This window comes from Pseudonocardia oceanicola (assembly GCF_047200735.1).
GTDB lineage: Bacteria > Actinomycetota > Actinomycetes > Mycobacteriales > Pseudonocardiaceae > Pseudonocardia.
This window is the reverse complement of sequence record NZ_JBJZON010000004.1, coordinates 40,678-56,993: the sequence shown is the minus strand read 5'-3', so window position 1 is coordinate 56,993 and position 16,316 is coordinate 40,678. Positions and strand designations below refer to the sequence as shown.

General features: G+C 76.3%; 19 protein-coding genes. 12 read left to right on the top strand and 7 right to left on the bottom strand.

The annotated features are described in order from the left end of the window. Positions 1-355 precede the first annotated feature (355 nt). Together ACL02T_RS08365 and ACL02T_RS08360 are read left to right on the top strand one after the other, a co-directional pair. The gene (locus tag ACL02T_RS08365) at positions 356-853 is read left to right on the top strand and encodes an NADPH-dependent FMN reductase (protein ID WP_412830039.1); all 498 of its coding nucleotides are present in this window, start codon (positions 356-358) and stop codon (positions 851-853) included. Next, positions 850-1,233, top strand: coding sequence for a hypothetical protein (locus ACL02T_RS08360; RefSeq protein WP_412830038.1), 384 nt, complete (start codon positions 850-852; stop codon positions 1,231-1,233). Before ACL02T_RS08365 ends, ACL02T_RS08360 begins: the two co-directional genes overlap by 4 nt. On the opposite strand, the gene ACL02T_RS08355 is transcribed toward ACL02T_RS08360, so the two are convergent. The 4 genes from ACL02T_RS08355 to ACL02T_RS08340 form a co-directional block, all read right to left on the bottom strand. Beyond that, positions 1,217-1,894: a pentapeptide repeat-containing protein gene (locus ACL02T_RS08355; protein ID WP_412830037.1), complete on the bottom strand. Its 678-nt coding sequence runs from the start codon at positions 1,892-1,894 to the stop codon at positions 1,217-1,219. The two genes, ACL02T_RS08360 and ACL02T_RS08355, sit on opposite strands and share 17 nt — an antisense overlap. A 32-nt stretch (positions 1,895-1,926) precedes the next feature. Continuing rightward, a complete protein-coding gene (locus ACL02T_RS08350; protein WP_412830036.1) occupies positions 1,927-2,211 on the bottom strand; it encodes a hypothetical protein in 285 nt (94 codons plus the stop codon). A gap of 170 nt (positions 2,212-2,381) precedes the next feature. Next, positions 2,382-3,992, bottom strand: a complete 1,611-nt coding sequence (locus ACL02T_RS08345; protein WP_412830035.1) for a peptide chain release factor 3 — start codon at positions 3,990-3,992, stop codon at positions 2,382-2,384. 141 nt (positions 3,993-4,133) lie between these two features. Further along, complete coding sequence (locus tag ACL02T_RS08340) at positions 4,134-4,982, bottom strand: uroporphyrinogen-III synthase (RefSeq protein WP_412830034.1); 849 nt, start codon at positions 4,980-4,982, stop codon at positions 4,134-4,136. Positions 4,983-5,095: 113 nt separating this feature from the next. Between ACL02T_RS08340 and ACL02T_RS08335 the strand changes: the two genes are divergently transcribed. From ACL02T_RS08335 to ACL02T_RS08320, 4 genes are all read left to right on the top strand, one after another. Further along, a complete protein-coding gene (locus ACL02T_RS08335) occupies positions 5,096-5,329 on the top strand; it encodes a hypothetical protein (RefSeq protein ID WP_412830033.1) in 234 nt (77 codons plus the stop codon). A 96-nt stretch (positions 5,330-5,425) separates the two neighbouring features. Then, positions 5,426-6,799, top strand: coding sequence for a cytochrome P450 (locus tag ACL02T_RS08330; RefSeq protein WP_412830032.1), 1,374 nt, complete (start codon positions 5,426-5,428; stop codon positions 6,797-6,799). Positions 6,800-6,841: 42 nt separating this feature from the next. Next, complete coding sequence (locus tag ACL02T_RS08325; protein ID WP_412830031.1) at positions 6,842-7,279, top strand: phage holin family protein; 438 nt, start codon at positions 6,842-6,844, stop codon at positions 7,277-7,279. Beyond that, complete coding sequence (locus tag ACL02T_RS08320; RefSeq protein ID WP_412830030.1) at positions 7,276-7,668, top strand: DUF3618 domain-containing protein; 393 nt, start codon at positions 7,276-7,278, stop codon at positions 7,666-7,668. The genes ACL02T_RS08325 and ACL02T_RS08320 overlap by 4 nt, the downstream gene beginning before the upstream one ends. Positions 7,669-7,757: 89 nt before the next feature. Here the strand turns inward: ACL02T_RS08320 and ACL02T_RS08315 are convergent, their stop codons facing one another. After that, positions 7,758-8,879 (bottom strand): glycosyltransferase family 9 protein, encoded by a 1,122-nt coding sequence (locus ACL02T_RS08315; protein ID WP_412830029.1) that lies wholly within the window; start codon positions 8,877-8,879, stop codon positions 7,758-7,760. 104 nt (positions 8,880-8,983) lie between these two features. On the opposite strand from ACL02T_RS08315, the gene ACL02T_RS08310 reads away from it, so the two are divergent. Both ACL02T_RS08310 and ACL02T_RS08305 read left to right on the top strand, forming a co-directional pair. Beyond that, positions 8,984-10,111, top strand: coding sequence for a glycosyltransferase (locus tag ACL02T_RS08310; protein ID WP_412830028.1), 1,128 nt, complete (start codon positions 8,984-8,986; stop codon positions 10,109-10,111). Continuing rightward, on the top strand, positions 10,104-11,075 hold the full coding sequence (locus ACL02T_RS08305; RefSeq protein WP_412830027.1) for a glycosyltransferase family 9 protein: 972 nt from the start codon (positions 10,104-10,106) through the stop codon (positions 11,073-11,075). Before ACL02T_RS08310 ends, ACL02T_RS08305 begins: the two co-directional genes overlap by 8 nt. On the opposite strand, the gene ACL02T_RS08300 is transcribed toward ACL02T_RS08305, so the two are convergent. Continuing rightward, the gene (locus ACL02T_RS08300; RefSeq protein WP_412830026.1) at positions 11,065-11,934 is read right to left on the bottom strand and encodes a glycosyltransferase family 2 protein; all 870 of its coding nucleotides are present in this window, start codon (positions 11,932-11,934) and stop codon (positions 11,065-11,067) included. The two genes, ACL02T_RS08305 and ACL02T_RS08300, sit on opposite strands and share 11 nt — an antisense overlap. Next, the gene (locus tag ACL02T_RS08295) at positions 11,931-13,112 is read right to left on the bottom strand and encodes an alcohol dehydrogenase catalytic domain-containing protein (protein WP_412830025.1); all 1,182 of its coding nucleotides are present in this window, start codon (positions 13,110-13,112) and stop codon (positions 11,931-11,933) included. Before ACL02T_RS08295 ends, ACL02T_RS08300 begins: the two co-directional genes overlap by 4 nt. Before the next feature lie 212 nt (positions 13,113-13,324). Here ACL02T_RS08295 and ACL02T_RS08290 point away from each other — a divergent pair, with 212 nt between their 5' ends. The 4 genes from ACL02T_RS08290 (at position 13,325) to ACL02T_RS08275 (ending at position 16,210) form a co-directional block, all read left to right on the top strand. After that, positions 13,325-13,945 carry a PIG-L deacetylase family protein gene (locus ACL02T_RS08290; RefSeq protein WP_412830024.1) on the top strand — a complete coding sequence of 207 codons (621 nt, stop codon included), beginning with the start codon at positions 13,325-13,327 and terminating at the stop codon, positions 13,943-13,945. A gap of 77 nt (positions 13,946-14,022) precedes the next feature. After that, positions 14,023-15,033 carry an SDR family NAD(P)-dependent oxidoreductase gene (locus ACL02T_RS08285; RefSeq protein ID WP_412830023.1) on the top strand — a complete coding sequence of 337 codons (1,011 nt, stop codon included), beginning with the start codon at positions 14,023-14,025 and terminating at the stop codon, positions 15,031-15,033. Beyond that, complete coding sequence (gene surE, locus ACL02T_RS08280; protein WP_412830022.1) at positions 15,030-15,833, top strand: 5'/3'-nucleotidase SurE; 804 nt, start codon at positions 15,030-15,032, stop codon at positions 15,831-15,833. The genes ACL02T_RS08285 and surE overlap by 4 nt, the downstream gene beginning before the upstream one ends. Beyond that, complete coding sequence (locus tag ACL02T_RS08275; protein WP_412830021.1) at positions 15,830-16,210, top strand: TraR/DksA family transcriptional regulator; 381 nt, start codon at positions 15,830-15,832, stop codon at positions 16,208-16,210. The genes surE and ACL02T_RS08275 overlap by 4 nt, the downstream gene beginning before the upstream one ends. Positions 16,211-16,316: the final 106 nt, after the last annotated feature.

The window sequence follows — 16,316 nt, the reverse complement described above, 5'->3', positions numbered from 1 at the left end:
CGTCGAGGAGGCCCGAGCTGAACTTGCCGAGTGCGCGTCCGAGGTTCTTCACGTGCGTCTCCCTGAGGTACGTGCGGACTGGGGGCGGACACCCACACGGTCTCAAAAGGGTGACGGCCGTGCGCGGCTGGGGGCCACGGGCGGGTGAACGCCGTGACCCGGGGTCCACGGAGGCGACGCCGCTGCTCACGGAGGACACCGACGGGCGGGTCGGCCGGCCCGGTACCGGTCGGTGCCGGCCGGCGGTCGGGGGGCGTGCGGTGGACGTGCCCCGCCGATCGGTGGGCGGCGGGGAGGGCCGCCGGGATGCGATGCTGGCCCCGGCACCGGAGAGATCGAGAGCAGGAGCGTGCACGTGACCGTCACCGTCGTCGTCGGGAACCCGAAGCCCGCGAGCCGGACCCTGCAGGCCGGCAGCGCGCTGGCCGAGAAGCTCACCGGCGCCGCGCCCGACCACGTGCTCGACCTCGTCGAGCTGGGCCCGGGCCTGCTGGGCTGGGGTGACGAGGCGGTGGCGGCCGCGGTGAGGACGGTCCGGGAGTCCTCACTGGTGGTCTTCGCCAGCCCGACCTTCAAGGCCACCTACACCGGCCTGCTGAAGCTGTTCCTGGACCAGTTCGCCGGGGGGACGGGTCTGCAGGACGTCGTGGCCGTGCCGCTGATGCTGGGGGCGGGGCCGGGGCACGCGATGGCACCCGACCTGACCCTCAAGCCGGTGCTCTCCGAGCTGGGCGGGACATGTGCGCTCCCGGGCCTCTACCTGATCGACGCGACCTGGTCGGAGGCACCCGAGCTCGATGCCTACGCCGAGCGCTGGAAGCCGGTGGCCTCCGCCCTGATGGCGCTGCGGTGACCGGTGCGGCCGGCGATCCGGCCCTGGCGGCCCTGCGGGCGCTGGGCGCCCAGCTCGACCGCACGATGGCCGGCCTGGCCGAGGCGCGCCGGCGCGTCCGCCACGTGGAGCGGCTGCGCGCCGCGGGGCTGAGCTGGCACGAGATCGTCACGCAGGAGGAGCGGCCCCTGGTCGTGGAGGCCCTCACCCGCGCCCTCGACGACCTCGGTGCGGCGGGTGGGGCCTTCCGGCGCGAGGAGGCGCGGGCGCTGCAGCGCGAGCAGGTGTCGATGACCCGGATCGGCAAGCTCTTCGGGGTCAGTCGGCAACGGGTCTCGGCGATCCTGCACGATCAGGCCCGGTCGCCGCGGCCGGACCGGGAGGTCAGCGCCGATCCGTGATCTCGACCCCCAGCGCGGCCAGGAGCAGGGCGCCGACCGGTACCAGCTGCTCGGGCCCGATCCGGCAGCCGCGCAGGGCGAGCGGTCCGCGGAGGCCGTCGACGGTGGAGCCGTGCAGGTCCGTGCCGGCCAGCCGGGCGTCCTCCAGGGAGGCCTCGCCCAGGTCGCAGCGCAGGAACGCGCAGTCCCGGGCGGTGAACCGGTAGAGGTCGGCGCCACGCAGCGAGGTGTCCTCGACGTGCAGGAACGTCCCGGTCGCCATCCGCAGGCGGGCCAGGTCGGCGCGGCAGCCGGAGATCCGCACGTCGTTCAGCCCGGCACCGTCGAGCACCGCGCCGGTGAACCGGCAGTCGGTGAACGTGACGCGGGTGAACACGGCGTCGTCGAGCACCGCGCCGGACAGATCGCAGCGGTGGAACTCGGTGTCGCGGCAGTGCAGCCCGCTGAGCGTGCGGCCCGCGAGGTCGAGGCCGGACAGGCGGCACTCGTGCAGCCGCAGGTCCGGGACGTGCTCGGGCACCTCGGTCCCCGGTCCCGCCTCGACCCCGTCCCAGAACGCCCCGGGGTCCAGCGCCGCGGGCGCCTGGTCGAAAGAGGTCGGCAGGTCCGGCCGGTCGGGACCGGCCTTGGTCGGGCGGGACGTCCGCGCTCTCCGGGCCACGGTGCGGACGCTAGCTCAGCGACGGCGTCTGCTCAGCGACGCCCCGCGGTCCGGCGGTGCCGCAGCACCGCGAGCGGCCGGACGAGCAGGGCGGCTACGCAGAGCCCCAGCACGAGGGTGGTCGGTGCACCGGCCGGGACGGCCGCGAGGATGCCCCCGGCGAGCACCACCATGACCACCGCGGCGACCACCGCGAGCCGCACGGAGGGCTCGTCCGCGGCCCGGGCGCGCAACCGCCGGACCGGGCGGGTGGGCGGTGCCAGGCAGGCCCGGCGGAGCACCCGGAACTCCCGGACCGCCGGCCTCGCGTTAGCCATGTCTCACAGCTACCCCTCGCCGCCTCTACCACACAAGACCGATCTCATTTTCGGACACCTCTCCCCCGCGGGAACGCCCAGCACACGGTCCAGATGGGGGTGGCGGAACAGGCCGCCGGGCCCGCTGGTTGCCGGCCCGGTTGCGCCAGGTCGCCGCGGACACGACCGACTCAGTCGACCGTGCCGGCCAGCAGGGGCTCGAACGAGACGTCGGGGAACTTGCGGATCACCACGTCCATCCGCCACTTGTTGCTGAACACCGCCAGCCGCATCCCGTCGCTCCGGGTCAACACCTCGCACTCCGACTGCGAGGACAGCGCCGCCTCCCCGGCCTCGTCGGTGACCCGCGCGACCTGGTAGGGCAGCTGCTCCAGGCTGATCGGGGCGGAGAACTCCGCGGCCATCCGCGCGGCCACCACGTCGAACTGCAGCGGCCCGACCGCGGCGAGCACCGGCGCCTGGTCGCCGCGCCGTTCCGAGCGCAGCACCTGGATCACGCCCTCGCCGTCGAGCTGGGAGATGCCGCGGCGGAACTGCTTGCTCTTGCCCGCGTCGGCGCAGCGGGCCACCGCGAAGTGCTCCGGCGCGAAGCTCGGGATCGCCGGGTAGTGCACCGGCTCGGCCGCGTAGAGGGTGTCGCCGGGGCGCAGTGCGTTGGCGTTGACCAGCCCCACGATGTCGCCGGGGAAGGCCTCCTCGACGGTGGTGCGCTGGTTGCCGAACACCGACTGCGCGTACTTGGTGGCGAAGGGCTTGCCGGTGGCGGCGTGGGTGAGCACCATGCCGCGCTCGAACCGGCCGGAGTGGATCCGCAGGAACGCCATCCGGTCCCGGTGCGCCTTGTCCATGCCCGCCTGGACCTTGAACACCAGCCCCGAGAGCGGGGCGTCGAGCGCGCGCGGCCGGCCCTCGGCGTCCTCGCGCTCCGACGGCGACGGGGCCAGGTCGACCAGTGCGTCGAGCAGCCGGGCGACCCCGATGTTCGACAGCGCCGCACCGAACAGCACCGGGGTCGCGCTGCCGGCCAGGAAGTCCTTCTCGTCGAACTGCGCGCCGATCTCCTCCAGCAGGGCCAGCTCGTCCTGCGCGGTGGCCCAGAACTGCGGCTCCTCGGCCGCGATCACCTCGGCCGGCACGGCCTGCGCGGTCGCCCGGGTCGCCCCGCCCGCGGCCCGGGTGTAGCGGGTGAACTCGCCGGTGGCGACCTCGATCAGCCCACGCAGCTCGCCCGCGACCCCGAGCGGCCAGGTCACCGGCATCGGCCGCAGCCCGATCGTCTGCTCCACCTCGTCGAGCAGCTCCAACGGCTCGCGGCCGGGTCGGTCCCACTTGTTCACGAACGTCAACACCGGGATCTTGCGCGAGCGGCAGACGTCGAACAGCTTCAACGTCTGCGGCTCGAGACCCTTCGCCGCGTCGAGCAGCATCACCGCGGCGTCGACCGCGGCGAGCACCCGGTAGGTGTCCTCGGAGAAGTCGCCGTGTCCCGGGGTGTCGAGCAGGTTGACCACCGCGTCCCGGTAGGCGAACTGCAGCACCGCACTCGACACCGAGATGCCGCGCTGGCGCTCCATCTCCATCCAGTCCGACGTGACCCCCCGCCGCCCGGACTTGCCGTGCACCGCCCCCGCCGAGTCGATCACCTCGGCGTGCAGGGCGAGCGCCTCGGTGAGCGTGGACTTACCGGCGTCCGGGTGGCTGATCACGGCGAACGACCGCCGCCGCCCGGCCTCCGCGAGCACGTCGCCCGCCACCTGCTCGGCCGATCCGACCTGCACCACCTGCGCACTCCCTCCGGCGCGGCCCTCTGGCGCGCGCCACGATCCAGCGTAACCACCCCGGCGGGTCCACCCCGGCCGGACGCTCCCCAACGGCCGTCCGGCCGTGCGGGCCGATCGAGGTGTTCGACGCCCCGGTTCCGGTCAGGTGCGGGCAGCCACCGCGGTCTCGAGGGCCCGCACCATCGGACCGAGCCGGGCGCGGTCGGGCTGCACGGTCGCCACGCCGTGGGCCTCCAGCGGCGCCGCGGTGACCGGCCCGACGCACACCACGAGGGTGCGGAGCAGGGCGTCGACCACGGCGTCCTGCAGCTCGCGCTCGTCGGCGCGGCGGAGCAGGCCGCCCACGGCGGGGGCGCTGGTGAAGGTCACGGCGTCGAGCCCGGCCGCCAGCAACCGGTCGGTGAGACCGTCCAGCGGGCCGAGGTCGGCGGGCAGCTCCCAGCGGTACACCGGCACCGTGACGACCTCGGCGCCCGCCGCGGTCAGGTCGTCCACCAGCGCGGTCAGCGGGTCGCCGTGCAGCTGCAGGGCGATACGCAGGCCGGCCACCCCGCGGTCGAGCAGGTGCTGCAACACCTCGGCCGAGGACTCGGTGGCCGGGGACCAGGTGTCGGTGAGACCCGCGCCGCGGATCGCCCCGCGTGCCTTCGGCCCCCGCGCCAGGATCTCCCCGCGGCCCAGCGTCGCGACCAGCTCCTCCCGCAGCCCCCACCGCTCCGCCCCGGCCAGCCAGCCCCGGAACCCGACGCCGGTGGTCGCCACGGTGACGTCCGGCGGCGCCGCGAGCAGCCCGCGGGTGCGGTCGACCACCCGGTCGTCGTCCTCGACCGGCACGATCCGCACCGCCGCCCCGTGGAGCACGCGGGCGCCGCGCCGCGCGAGGAGCCCGGCGAGCTCCTCGGCCTTGCGCGCGGCCGTCACCCCGACGGTGAGCCCGCGCAGCGGCCCGGCCTCCGCGGTGGCCGTGTCCGTTCCCGACGCTGCTGTCATGCCCGCATGGTGACCGGTCCGGGGCGTGCCCGCCCAGCCGGGCACGGCATCGTCACGCGACGGTCACACCCGCGTCGCGCGTGGGAGGCGGACGTGCCGGGTAGCACGACGGCATGAGCCGTGACGAGGACCCGCGCCCCGAGCGGGTGCGCACCCTGCACGACACGAAGACCGGTGAGCGGTCCCCCGCCGCGCCGCCCGGCTCCGAACCCGACGACCAGGCACAGGGCCTCGAGCCGATGGCCGAGGTGCCGGGCGGGCCGCAGGTCGACGTGCCGGCGGCGCAGGGCCACATGCCGCAGGACGGGAACGATCCCGACGGCGAGGCGGACCGCGGCCGCGACTGACGGGTCCCGGTGGCGTCGGCCCCGGGAACACGGATCCGACGTCGCCCGTACCCGACCCCGTCGTGAGAACGACGCCCGATCGGGTACGGCCCTGGCATGACCACGCAGCAGATCCCGCTCGACAGCCCGCCCGGTCACACCGACGGGCCCGGCCTGCCGCTCGCCTCCCGCCGCGACACCCTGCGCGCCGTCGGGGCGATCCTGCCGATCGTCGCGCAGGGCGTGATCGCCCGCCGCCGCCGCGCCGTCGCGCTGGCGGGCAGGGCGGACCTCGACGGCCGCGGCGTGCGGATCCTGCAGGACCTGTCGACGCGGTACGGCCACGGTCCGGTGCGGCTGCGGCTGCCCGTGCGCCGGGCGGCGCTGCTGCTCGACCCCGACGACGTCCGGCGCGTCCTCGACGAGACCCCCGACCCCTTCGCCCCGGACACCTGGGAGAAGCGCAAGGCGCTCGGCCAGTTCCAGCCGCACGGCGTGCTCGTCTCGCACGGCGCGGTGCGGGCCGAGCGGCGCCGGTTCAACGAGGCGGTCCTCGACAGCGGCCACCCGCTGCACCGGGACGCCGCCGTGATGGCGCGGGCGGTCGCGCAAGAGGCGGAGGACCTGGGCCGCGAACTGGACCGGGCCGGTGAACTGGCCTGGGACGCCTTCATCCGCGCCTGGTGGCGGGTGGTGCGCCGGGTCGTCCTCGGTGACGGCGCCCGCGACGACCACGAACTCTCCGACGAGCTGACCCGGCTGCGCGACGCGGGCAACTGGTCCTTCCTGCTGCCGCGGCACCGCGCCCGCCGGGAGCGCTTCCGCGCCCGGGTGCGCGAGCACCTGGAGCGCGCCGAACCGGGCAGCCTCGCCGGGATGATCGCCGGTACCCCGGCCGACCCGCAGGTCGACGTGGTCGACCAGGTCCCGCAGTGGCTGTTCGCGTTCGACCCCGCCGGCGCGGTCGCGCTGCGCGCCCTGGCCGCGCTCGTCGCGCATCCCGCCGAGCTCGCCCGGGTCCGCGAGGAGATCGCCGACCGCGATCTCGGCCTGGCCCAGGACCTGCCCCGGCTGCGCGCCGCCGTCCTGGAGTCGGTGCGGCTGTGGCCGACGACGCCGCTGCTGCTGCGCGAGACCACCCGACCGGTCCGGTGGGCGGGCGGCGAGCTGGAGGGACGGACCGCGCTGGTCATCCCGACCTGGTTCCTGCACCGGGACGGCCGCACGCGTGCCGACGCGAACCGTTTCTCCCCCGAGCAGTGGCTCGACGGTGGCGCGCAGGAGGACCCGGCCCTGGTGCCGTTCAGCGCCGGTCCCGGCCACTGTCCGGGCCGCCAGCTGGTGCTGTTCACGACGTCGTTGTTCCTGGCGCACCTGCTGCGGGGCCGGGAGCTGGAGCTGCGGGTCCCGGAGATCGACGCGCGCGCCCCACTGCCGGCCGGAATGGATCCGTTCACCGTGCGGCTGCGGGTGGTGCGGCCGACCGGGTGACGCCCGGTGTGTACCCCCTCGCGCCGGGGGTAGCCGAGGGCCATGTCCAGCACACTTCATCCGAACCAGCCGGGCGGGACCGCGCCGCGGGACCCGGCCGAGCTGTCCACGGCGGACCTCCTGCGCCAGCTCTCCGACCAGGTGCGCACCCTCGTCACCGACGAGGTGCAGCTGGCCAAGGCGGAGGTGACCGCCAAGGGCAAGGCGGTCGGCATCGGGGCCGGGCTCGCCGGCGCGGGCACGATGCTCGCGCTCGCCGGCGGTCTGGCGTTCGTCGCCGCGGCGATCGCCGCCCTCGCCCTCGTGCTGCCGGTGTGGGCGTCGGCGCTGATCGTCGGGGCGGTGCTGGTGGCGATGGGCGGCCTGCTCGCGCTGGTGGCGAAGAAGGAGATCAGCCACGCCTCGCCGCCGGTGCCGGAACAGGCGATCGACAGCACCAAGGCCGACGTCGAGACGATCAGGCGGGAGGTCCACCGGTGAGCGAGCCGACCCCGGAGGAGCTGCGCGACCGGATCGCCGCGGAGCGGGCCGAGCTGGGCCGGACGGCCTCGGCGCTGGCCGACCGCGTGGACGTCGGCTCCCGGGCCAAGGCCGCGCGGGAGCAGGCGACCGACCAGGTCAAGGCGGGCCTGAGCCAGGCCGCCGGACAGGTCAGGGCGGGCATGGGCCAGGCGCAGGACACCGGGCGCGACCTGCTGGGCCGCACCGCCGACACCACGAAGCGGGCGGTGGGCACCGTGAACGGCACCGTGAACTCCACCCTCGACTCGACGCTCGGGAGCCGGGACCGGACCCCCTTCCTCGCCGCGGGCGCCGGTGCCGCCCTGCTGGCGGTGGTGCTGGTCGTGCTGCGCCGGCGTCGGGCGTGAGACCGCCAGGAGCGACGGACCCAGGGGCGCGATCCAGCGGATCGCGCCCTTTTCTCGTGCGGGGCGGGAGTGCTGGGCGGGGCGGGGAATCAGGCGACGGGGAGTCCCTCGCGGCGCGGTTCCGGGCCGGGTCCCGCGCCGGGTGCGGCGAGGTCGAGGGCGGCGGCCACGACCTCGGCCGGGGGCACGTCGAGACACTCCAGCGCGAAGGGGCAGCGGAACTGGCGGCACGGGCTGCAGGAGACCGGGCGGCCCAGGACGGCGGCGGGCACCGACCGCGGCCGGTACTGGTCGACGTCCTCGGTCCCGGCGAACAGCACGGTCAGCGGCGTGCCGACGGCGTCGGCGAGGTGCATCCCGCCGCTGTTGTTGGTCACCGCCACCGCCGCGCCGGCGACCAGCCCGGCCAGCCCCGGCACGTCGAGCGCCCCGGCCAGCGGGTACACGTCGGGCAGCCCGTCGGCGACCGACCGCACCAGCTCCTCCTCCGCCGCCGGGCCGGACACGACGACCGGGAGCCGGCCCGCCAGTCCGGCTGCCACCTCGCGGAACCCGAGGTAGCGGCGGGAGGGGCAGGAGGCACCAGGCAGGAGCACCGCATACGGGGACGCCGGCAGTCCGAGCCCGGCGAGCGCGGCCCGCGCCCGGCTGCGGCCCGCCGCGGGCACCGTGGCGTGCAGGACGCGGGCGGCCGCGGGCACCCCGAGACGGCCGAGCAGGTGCAGGGCCCGGTCGACCTGGTGCAGGCCGTCGTCGGGCGCCGGCACCCAGTGGGTGAGGGCGGTCCCGCCGAACTCCTTCGACATCCCGGCGCGGACCGGGATCCCGGCCCGCCGGCACACCTCGGCCGCCGGCCACGGCGACTGGGAGAACGAGGTCAGCAGGACCGCGGCGTCGTACGTGCGGTCTGCGAGCTCGGCGACCAGCTCGCCGTCGGGGTCGCGCTCCCGTCCGGTGGCCCCGTCGATCTGCTGCCAGGACACCCGCGCGACCACGGTGTCGGCGATCTCCGGCAGGAGGGTCGCCGCGGCCGCCCCGCCGGGCGAGGCGAGCAGGTCGATCCGGGCGTGCGGGGCCGCCGCCCGCAGCGCGGCGAGCGCCGGTCCGGTGAGCAGGACGTCACCCAGGTTGTCGGGCCGCACGACCAGGATCCGGTGCAGGGCCGGCCAGTTCACGGGGGCGCCCGCCAGGGCCGCCGGATGCTCGAACACGATCGTTCTGTTCCCCTCCTGCTGCCCGCCAACCCCCGCGGTCGATCTCCCCACCTGCGACGTTTCCCGTCCCGCTGCTCGGGAACCGTCCACAGGTGATCGTGATGGCGCAGGGCGGAGCGGATCCCGCCCGGGACGGCGTGGCCGACTACACCGCCCACCTGGTCGAGGAGCTGCGGCGGACCGGCGAGCAGGTCGAGCCCGTGCGCGTGGTCGGGTCCCCGGCGGGCGTCGCCCGCGCGGCGCGGCGGATCCGGGCGCTCGGTCCCGAGCTGGTGCACGTGCAGTTCGCGCCCTCGGCGTTCGGCTTCTCACCGTGGCCCGGCCTGCTCCCCGACCTGGTCGGCGCCCCCGTCGTGACGACGGTGCACGAGTACGGCTGGTGGGCCGCGCCGTCCTGGGTGCCCGACCGGGTGTGGCGCCCGCTCGAGCGCCGCGGGATCGACCGCGAGACCTGGCGGCTCGTCCCGCGCAGCGCCGCGGTCCTCACCACGAACGCCGGCCACGAGGAGACCCTGCGTGAACGCATGCGGATCGCCCCGGTGCTCGCGCCGCTCGCGCCGAACGTGGCCGACCTGGGCCCGGCGCCCCGTGAGGAGACCCGCCGGCGGCTCGGCGTCCCGGCCGACGCCGAGGTCGTCGCCTTCTTCGGCTTCGTGCACCCGGTCAAGGGCGTCCGCTACCTGGCCGAGGCGGCCGCGCGGCTGCGTGCCGAGGGCCGGGACCGGCTGCACGTGCTGGTCGTCGGCGGGTTCACCTCGCTGGCACTGCCGGAGGACGAGGCGCAGGCCTTCCGGACCGAACTGCTCGGCCAGATCGCGGCCGCGGGCGTCGCCGCGCACCTCACGGTGACCGGGCACCTGCCGGAGAAGGAGGTCTCGGCCGCGCTGCACGCCGCGGACCTGGCCGCGTTCCCGCTCACCGCGGGCGTCACCACGAAGAGCGGCGCGCTGCTGTCGGCCTTCGCGCACGGCCTGCCGACGGTCGTCACCCGCGCCGACCCGCCCGACCCCGAGCTGGTCGACGGGGAGAGCGCGGTGGTCGTTCCCCGCGTCCGCGACGGCGCCGCACTCGCCGAGGCCCTGCGCCGGCTGCTCGACGACCCGGCGCTGCGGCTGCGGGTCGCGGCCGGCGGGGAGGCGGTCGGGGCCGCGCGCAGCTGGGAGCGCATCGCCGCCCTGCACCGCGAGGTCTACTCCGACGTCAGGGCCGGGGTGTGCGGGCGTGCGTGAGCTCACGGGGCCGGTCGACCCCCGGGAGGTCCTGGTCGTCGACCTGCTGGGGGGCCTGGGCGACCTGGTCATGGCGCTGCCCGTGGTGCACGGTCTCGCGGAGCGCTTCCCCGGCGCCCGGGTCCGCGTCCTCACCCACGACCCCGGCGCCACCCTGCTCGACACCGACCCCGCCGTCGCCGAGGTGCGGCGCGCGGAGCCGGGGCGGGAACGGGAGGCCGTCGAGGGCGCGCTCGCCCGCACCGATCTCGTCGTGAGCACCACGCGCCTGCACGGCATCCCCGATCTCGTCGCCGAACGCGGCATCCCGGGCGTCACGAACCTGTGGCGCTCCCCTCCGCCCGACGAACCGGTCTCCCGCCGGTACGTCCGCATTCTCGCCGGGGAGGGGCTGGTCGGTCCGGAGTACCGCCCGCCGCGCATCCACCTCACCGAGGCCGAGGTCCACGCGGCCGAGGCGGACCTGCCGGACGGTGCCGCGGTCGTGCTGGTGCCCGGCGCCGGGATGGCGGTGAAGCTCTGGCCGCACTGGCGGGCCCTGCCGGCACACCTCACCGACGTCCCGGTCGTCGCCGTCGGGCCGGGTGCCCCGGTGCCGCAGCTGCCGCCCACGGATCTGCGCGGACTGGCGGCCCGGTTCGCCGTCGTCGCCCGCCGGGGCGGGGTCGTGGTCGGCGGGGACACGGGTCCGGCGCGGGTCGCCGCCGCCGCCGGGGCACGGACCGTCGGGCTGTTCGGTCCCACGCTCGCCGCCCGCTACGGGCTGGACGGCCCGGCACGGAACCTGCAGGGCCTCCCGGAGTGCCCGCACCGCCGCCCGACCGCCATCACCGAGCAGGTGTGCTGGTGGGAGGCCCGGTGCCCGCTCACCCCACCCGGCGGAGGGCCGGCCTGCATGGCCGACCTCCACCCGGCGGCGGTCGCCGCCGCGGTCCGGGCGGCGCTCCCGGTCCTCAGCCCCTGAGCAGACCGTCGGCCGTGACCGGGCGGTCCGGAATGGTGGTGCCCGACTCCAGGTGCACGGCGCCGGACGGCAGGATCCCGGCCCCGCCGAACTTCGCCATGACCCGCTGCTCGGCCACGACGTCCTCGCCCACGGCCTCCTCGGGCACGTCGCGCCAGAAGTCGAACCCGCCGACCGCCTCGAGGGCCGCCCGGTCGTAGAGCACGCAGCCGGCGACCCAGGCGATCTTGTAGGCGAGCCACCGCTCCCCCGGCCGCAGGTGCCGGCGGGCGAGGTGCACCGGAGTGGCCGCGTTGTGCAGCCGCCAGCGCTCCCACTCGGGCGTGCCCGGGTGCAGGGCCTCCGGGACGGGCGAGGACTCCCAGCGTTCGAACTGCTCCTGCTCCGCGGGCCGCTCGTCGTCGAGGTGGGACAGGCCCTGCATGGCCGCGCCGACCACCCCGCACCCCAGCTCGGTGACGGCCTCGTGCAGCAGTGCGACGGTGCCGGGCGCGAGCCAGACGTCGTCGTCGAGGAACAGGACGTACCGCGCGGCCGAGCCGGCGAGCAGGGCCGCGCGGTGCTCGATGACACCGCGGCGCGGCAGGTGCCGCCGGGTGCGGACCCGGTGCCCCCGCAACTCCAGGACCCGCACCATCGCGCGGGCGGGTTCGGTGTCGAAGGAGGCGGCCGCGTCGGACTGGTCCGAGATCAGGACGTCGAAGGGATGGTCCTGGGCGGCCAGGCCGGCCAGCGTCGTGGCGAGCTCCACGGGGCGGTCCCGGGTGGGAACCAGCACCTCGACCGCCGGTGCGGCCCCGGACCCGTCCGCCGGGACCGCCTCGGGCTCGATGCGGCCCGCGCCCGTCGGCGCCCTCACGCCGCCGGGTCCACGACGACCTTGGTCCACCCCGGCTCGTGCCGGTCGAAGGTCTCGTACGCCTCGATGGCGCCGGTCATGCCCTCCTGCTGGGTGATGGCCCGGCCGGGATCGAGCGCACCGGACGCGATCAGGTCGATCATCCGCGGCATCAGCGCCCGGTGCGGGCAGTTGCCGGCCTTGACGGTCAGGTTGCGGTTCATGACCTCGCCGATCGGGTACGACGCCGCGGTCTGCGGGTAGACGCCGATCACGCCGATCGAGCCGGCCTTGGCCACGGCCTGCACCGACCACTGCGCGGCCTGCGAGGGCGCGTCGCCGGCGTTCCACGCGGTGGGGCCGCCGCCGGTGACCTGCTCGAGCTCCGCGGTCCGCTGCTCGGCACCGGAGTCCGACGGCGCGTAGGCGTCGACGCCCACCGCGTCGATCACCCGGTCGACGCCGATCCCGCCGGTCATTTCCCGGATCGCCGCCACCGGGTCCTCGGCGGTGAAGTCGACCGGCTCGACGTGCTGGTGGCGGGCCTTCTCCAGCCGGGCCGCCACACCGTCGACCGCGATGACGCGGGTGGCGCCGAGGTTGCGGGCACTGGCGATGGCCAGCTGCCCGACGGGCCCGCAGCCGAACACCGCGACGGTGTCGCCGGGCGAGACCTCGGCGAGCTGCGCCCCGTAGTACCCGGTCGGGAACACGTCCGAGGCGATGACGGCCTGCTCGTCGCTGACGGTGGCGGGCAACGGCACGAGGTTGGCGTCGGCCATCGGGATGCGGGCGTACTGGGCCTGCAGCCCGTCGAACGGACCGGTGGGCTCGGGCCCGCCGAAGAACGACGTCCCGGCGAGCGGGCCGTTCGGGTTGGCCGCGTCGCACTGCGAGGTGTAGCCGGCGCGGCAGTAGGAGCAGCGCCCGCAGCAGATGGTCGAGGGGATCACCACCCGGTCCCCGGGCCGGAACGCGCGCACTCCCGCACCGACCTCCTCGACGACGCCGACACCCTCGTGCCCGAGCACCGTGCCCGGGCGCATCCCGGGCATCGTCCCGCGGATCATGTGCAGGTCGGTCCCGCAGATCGCGCTGACGGTCAGCCGGACCACCGCGTCCCCGGGGTCGCGCGGCGTGGGGTCGGGCACCTCGGACAGGGCGATGTCGCCGGGCCCGTTCCACACGACGGCCTTCATGTCGGTCCACCTCTCTCGTCGGGATCGTTCGCCCCGGCGGCTACCCGATCGATCCGCACGCATGCGCCCGGTGCCGCGGACGGGCGCCCGGCGGTCGAGGCATGGACCCGGGCCGGCCGGGTAGGCGCGCCGCATGACGGAGCAGGCTGATCCGGCGGCGCAGACGGGCCGCGCCGCGGGGCCACGGACGACGGGAGGGGTGGTGACGCGCGGTGCCCGGCCCCTGTGATCCCTGGCTGACGGCCGTGGCCGCCCGCGGGCGGTTCGGCGGCGCGCCCGCCCTCCCGCTCCCGGACGTGCGGCGCTGCGTCGTGGCGAGCGCGCACCGGCACGAGGACCTCTGCGCCGCCGGCGGGCTGATGGCCGCGCTGGCCGAGAAGGGTGCCACGGTCGAGGTACTCGTCGTCACCGACGGCGACGGCGGGCCGGAGCGACCCGGGGCCCACGCCCGCGACGGTCCGCGCTCGCCCGACGGCAGACGGGCCCGGTCGTCCGTCGAACGCGCCCACGCCGACCTGCTCCGCGACGACCGGGACGGCACGCTGCTCGTCGCGCCGTGGGAGCGGGACGGCCACCCCGACCACGACCTGGTCGGGGCGGTCGCGGACCGGATCGCGAGGCAGCACGACGTCCCGCTGCTGCGCTACGCGCTGGAGGCCTGGCGCGACGACGGCACCCGGTCCGGGATCGGGCGCCTCCCCCGGCACGCGGTGCGGCGGCTCGACCTGCCGGGGACCGTGCTGGAGCGCAAGAACAGGGCCGTCGTCGGCCTCGCCGCAGGGCGGGCCGACGCCGACCCGGGATGCGCGGCGGCGGAGCTGTTCCTGGTGTGACTCGCGCAGCGCGGCCCGTGGTGCGCGTGTGAGGCGCCCGGGAGTGTCGACGGCGCGGCGGTGGGCATCCCTCCCCCATGGCCCCCTCCGACACACCGGCCGCACGCGGCCGCCCGGTCGCCCTGGTCACCGGCGCCAGCCGCGGCCTCGGCTACCTGATCGCCCGCGAGCTCGCCGACCGCGGCCACGACCTGCTGCTGTGCGCCCGCGACGAGGAGGGCCTCCGGCCCGCCCGCGACGACCTGGAGGCGCGCGGCGCCCGCGTCGTCACCGTCGGCACCGACGTGGGGAAGCCGGAGGCCGCGCACGAGCTGGTGGCGACCGCCGAGCGCGAGTTCGGGCGGCTGGACGTGCTCGTCGCCAACGCCGGCATCATCCAGGTCGGACCCCAGGCGGACCTGCGCGCGGAGGACTACGTCCAGGCGATGGACGTCATGTTCTGGGGTCTGGTCCGACCCGCGCTCGAGGCGCTGCCGCTGCTGGCCCGCACCGGCGGCCGGATCCTGGCCGTGACCTCGATCGGCGGCAAGCTCCCCGCCCCGCACCTGCTGCCGTACGGCGCCGCCAAGCACGCCGCCGTCGGCTTCGCGGAGGGGCTGCGGCTGGAGGCCGGCCGGCAGGGCGTGTCGGTCACGGTCGGCGTGCCGGGGCTGATGCGCACCGGCTCCTCGCGCAACGCGCTGGTCACGGGCAAGGCGCAGGCCGAACGGTCCTGGTTCACCGTCGGCGCGTCCCTGCCGCTGGTCTCGACGGACGCCGAACGGGCCGCCCGCCGGTTGGTCCGGGCCACCCTGCGCGGCACCCCGGAGATCATCCTGACGCCGCTGGCCCACATCGGCTCGCGCGTGCACGCCCTCGCCCCGTCGACGACGCTGCGGCTGCTCACGGCCGTCGAGCGGCTGCTGCCCGGGCCGACCGGGGACGGCGGAGCGCCCCGCCCGGCCTACACCGCACCGCTGCCCGGCTGGCTGCGCCGGCTCACCGGGCTGGACAAGGCGGCCGCGAAGCGGTGGCACGAGCACACCGACCCCGCGCCCGACCCGGGAATCGGTGTCGCTCCCGAGCGGACGGGTACTCCCGGACGATGAGCCGCTCGACCCGTGCCCTCGTGACCAACGACGACGGCATCGACTCCCCCGGGCTGGCCGTGCTGGCCGAGGCCGCGAGCGAGGCCGGGCTCGACGTCGTCGTCGCCGCACCCGAGCACCAGTTCTCCGGGGCGAGCGCCGCCCTCACCGCGGTGCAGGAGGACGGCCGCACGGTGGTGCAGGAGGTGGACGGCCCCGGGGGGTTGCCGGCGTACGCCGTGCGGGCCGCGCCCGCGCACATCGTGGTCGCCGGCCTGCAGGGTTGGTTCGACCCCGTGCCGGACGTGGTCCTGTCGGGGATCAACCGGGGCGGCAACGTCGGGCGCGCCGTGCTGCACTCCGGGACCGTCGGCGCCGCGCTCACCGCCGGCCTGCACGACCGCCGCGGGCTGGCCGTGTCGCTCGACGTCCCCCTCGGCGCGGAGGAGGACGAACACTGGGACGCCGTGCGGGAGTACCTGCCGCGCGTGCTGGACCTGCTGCTCGACAGCCCGCTCGGCAGCACGCTGTCGTTGAACGTGCCCGACCGGCCCGTCGAGCGACACCGCGAGCTCCGGCTCGCCCCGCTCGACCCCCGCGGTGTCGTGCAGACCCTGGTGGAGGACTCCGACGGCCAGGGCCTGCTGCTGCGCGAGGTCGAGACCGGCGAGCGGGCGCAGCCGGACAGCGACCGCGCCCTGCTGGCCGCCGGCCACCCGACCCTGACCGCCCTGCGCGGCCTGACCGAGGACCCCGATCTGCTCGTCCCCGAGCGCCTCGCCCACGCCGCGCGCCTGATCGACGAGAGGACCAGTGCATGAACACCACCGAGGCCCGCGAGAAGCTGACCGCCGAGCTCGAGCGGCTCGACCACGAGGCCGACGAGGAGGCCCACGACCAGGCCGAGCAGCGCGACTCCGACGAACTGGCCGGCGGGATGGACTTCGGGGACCGGGGCTCCCGCGCCACCGAGGCGATGGAGGACGACCTGGCGCGGGGCACGCTGCGGATGCAGCGCGCCGAGGTCCTCGCCGCCCTGGAACGGATCGAGGCGGGCGAGTACGGCCGCTGTGCGGTGTGCGGCCGGGAGATCGACGACGAGCGGCTGGAGGTGCGTCCCGAGACCGACCGGTGCCGCGACCACGCCGAGACGGCCACGTCCGCCGAGCCGGACGACGCGCGCCGCCTGGACACCTGACGCCGCGTGGACGCCTCGGCGGGCGGGTACGGGACCGGTATGCCGGATTCGTACCCGCCCGCCGTCGTCTTCGCCCGGGTGGGTCGGGTCCGCGGCCCGAGCGGGT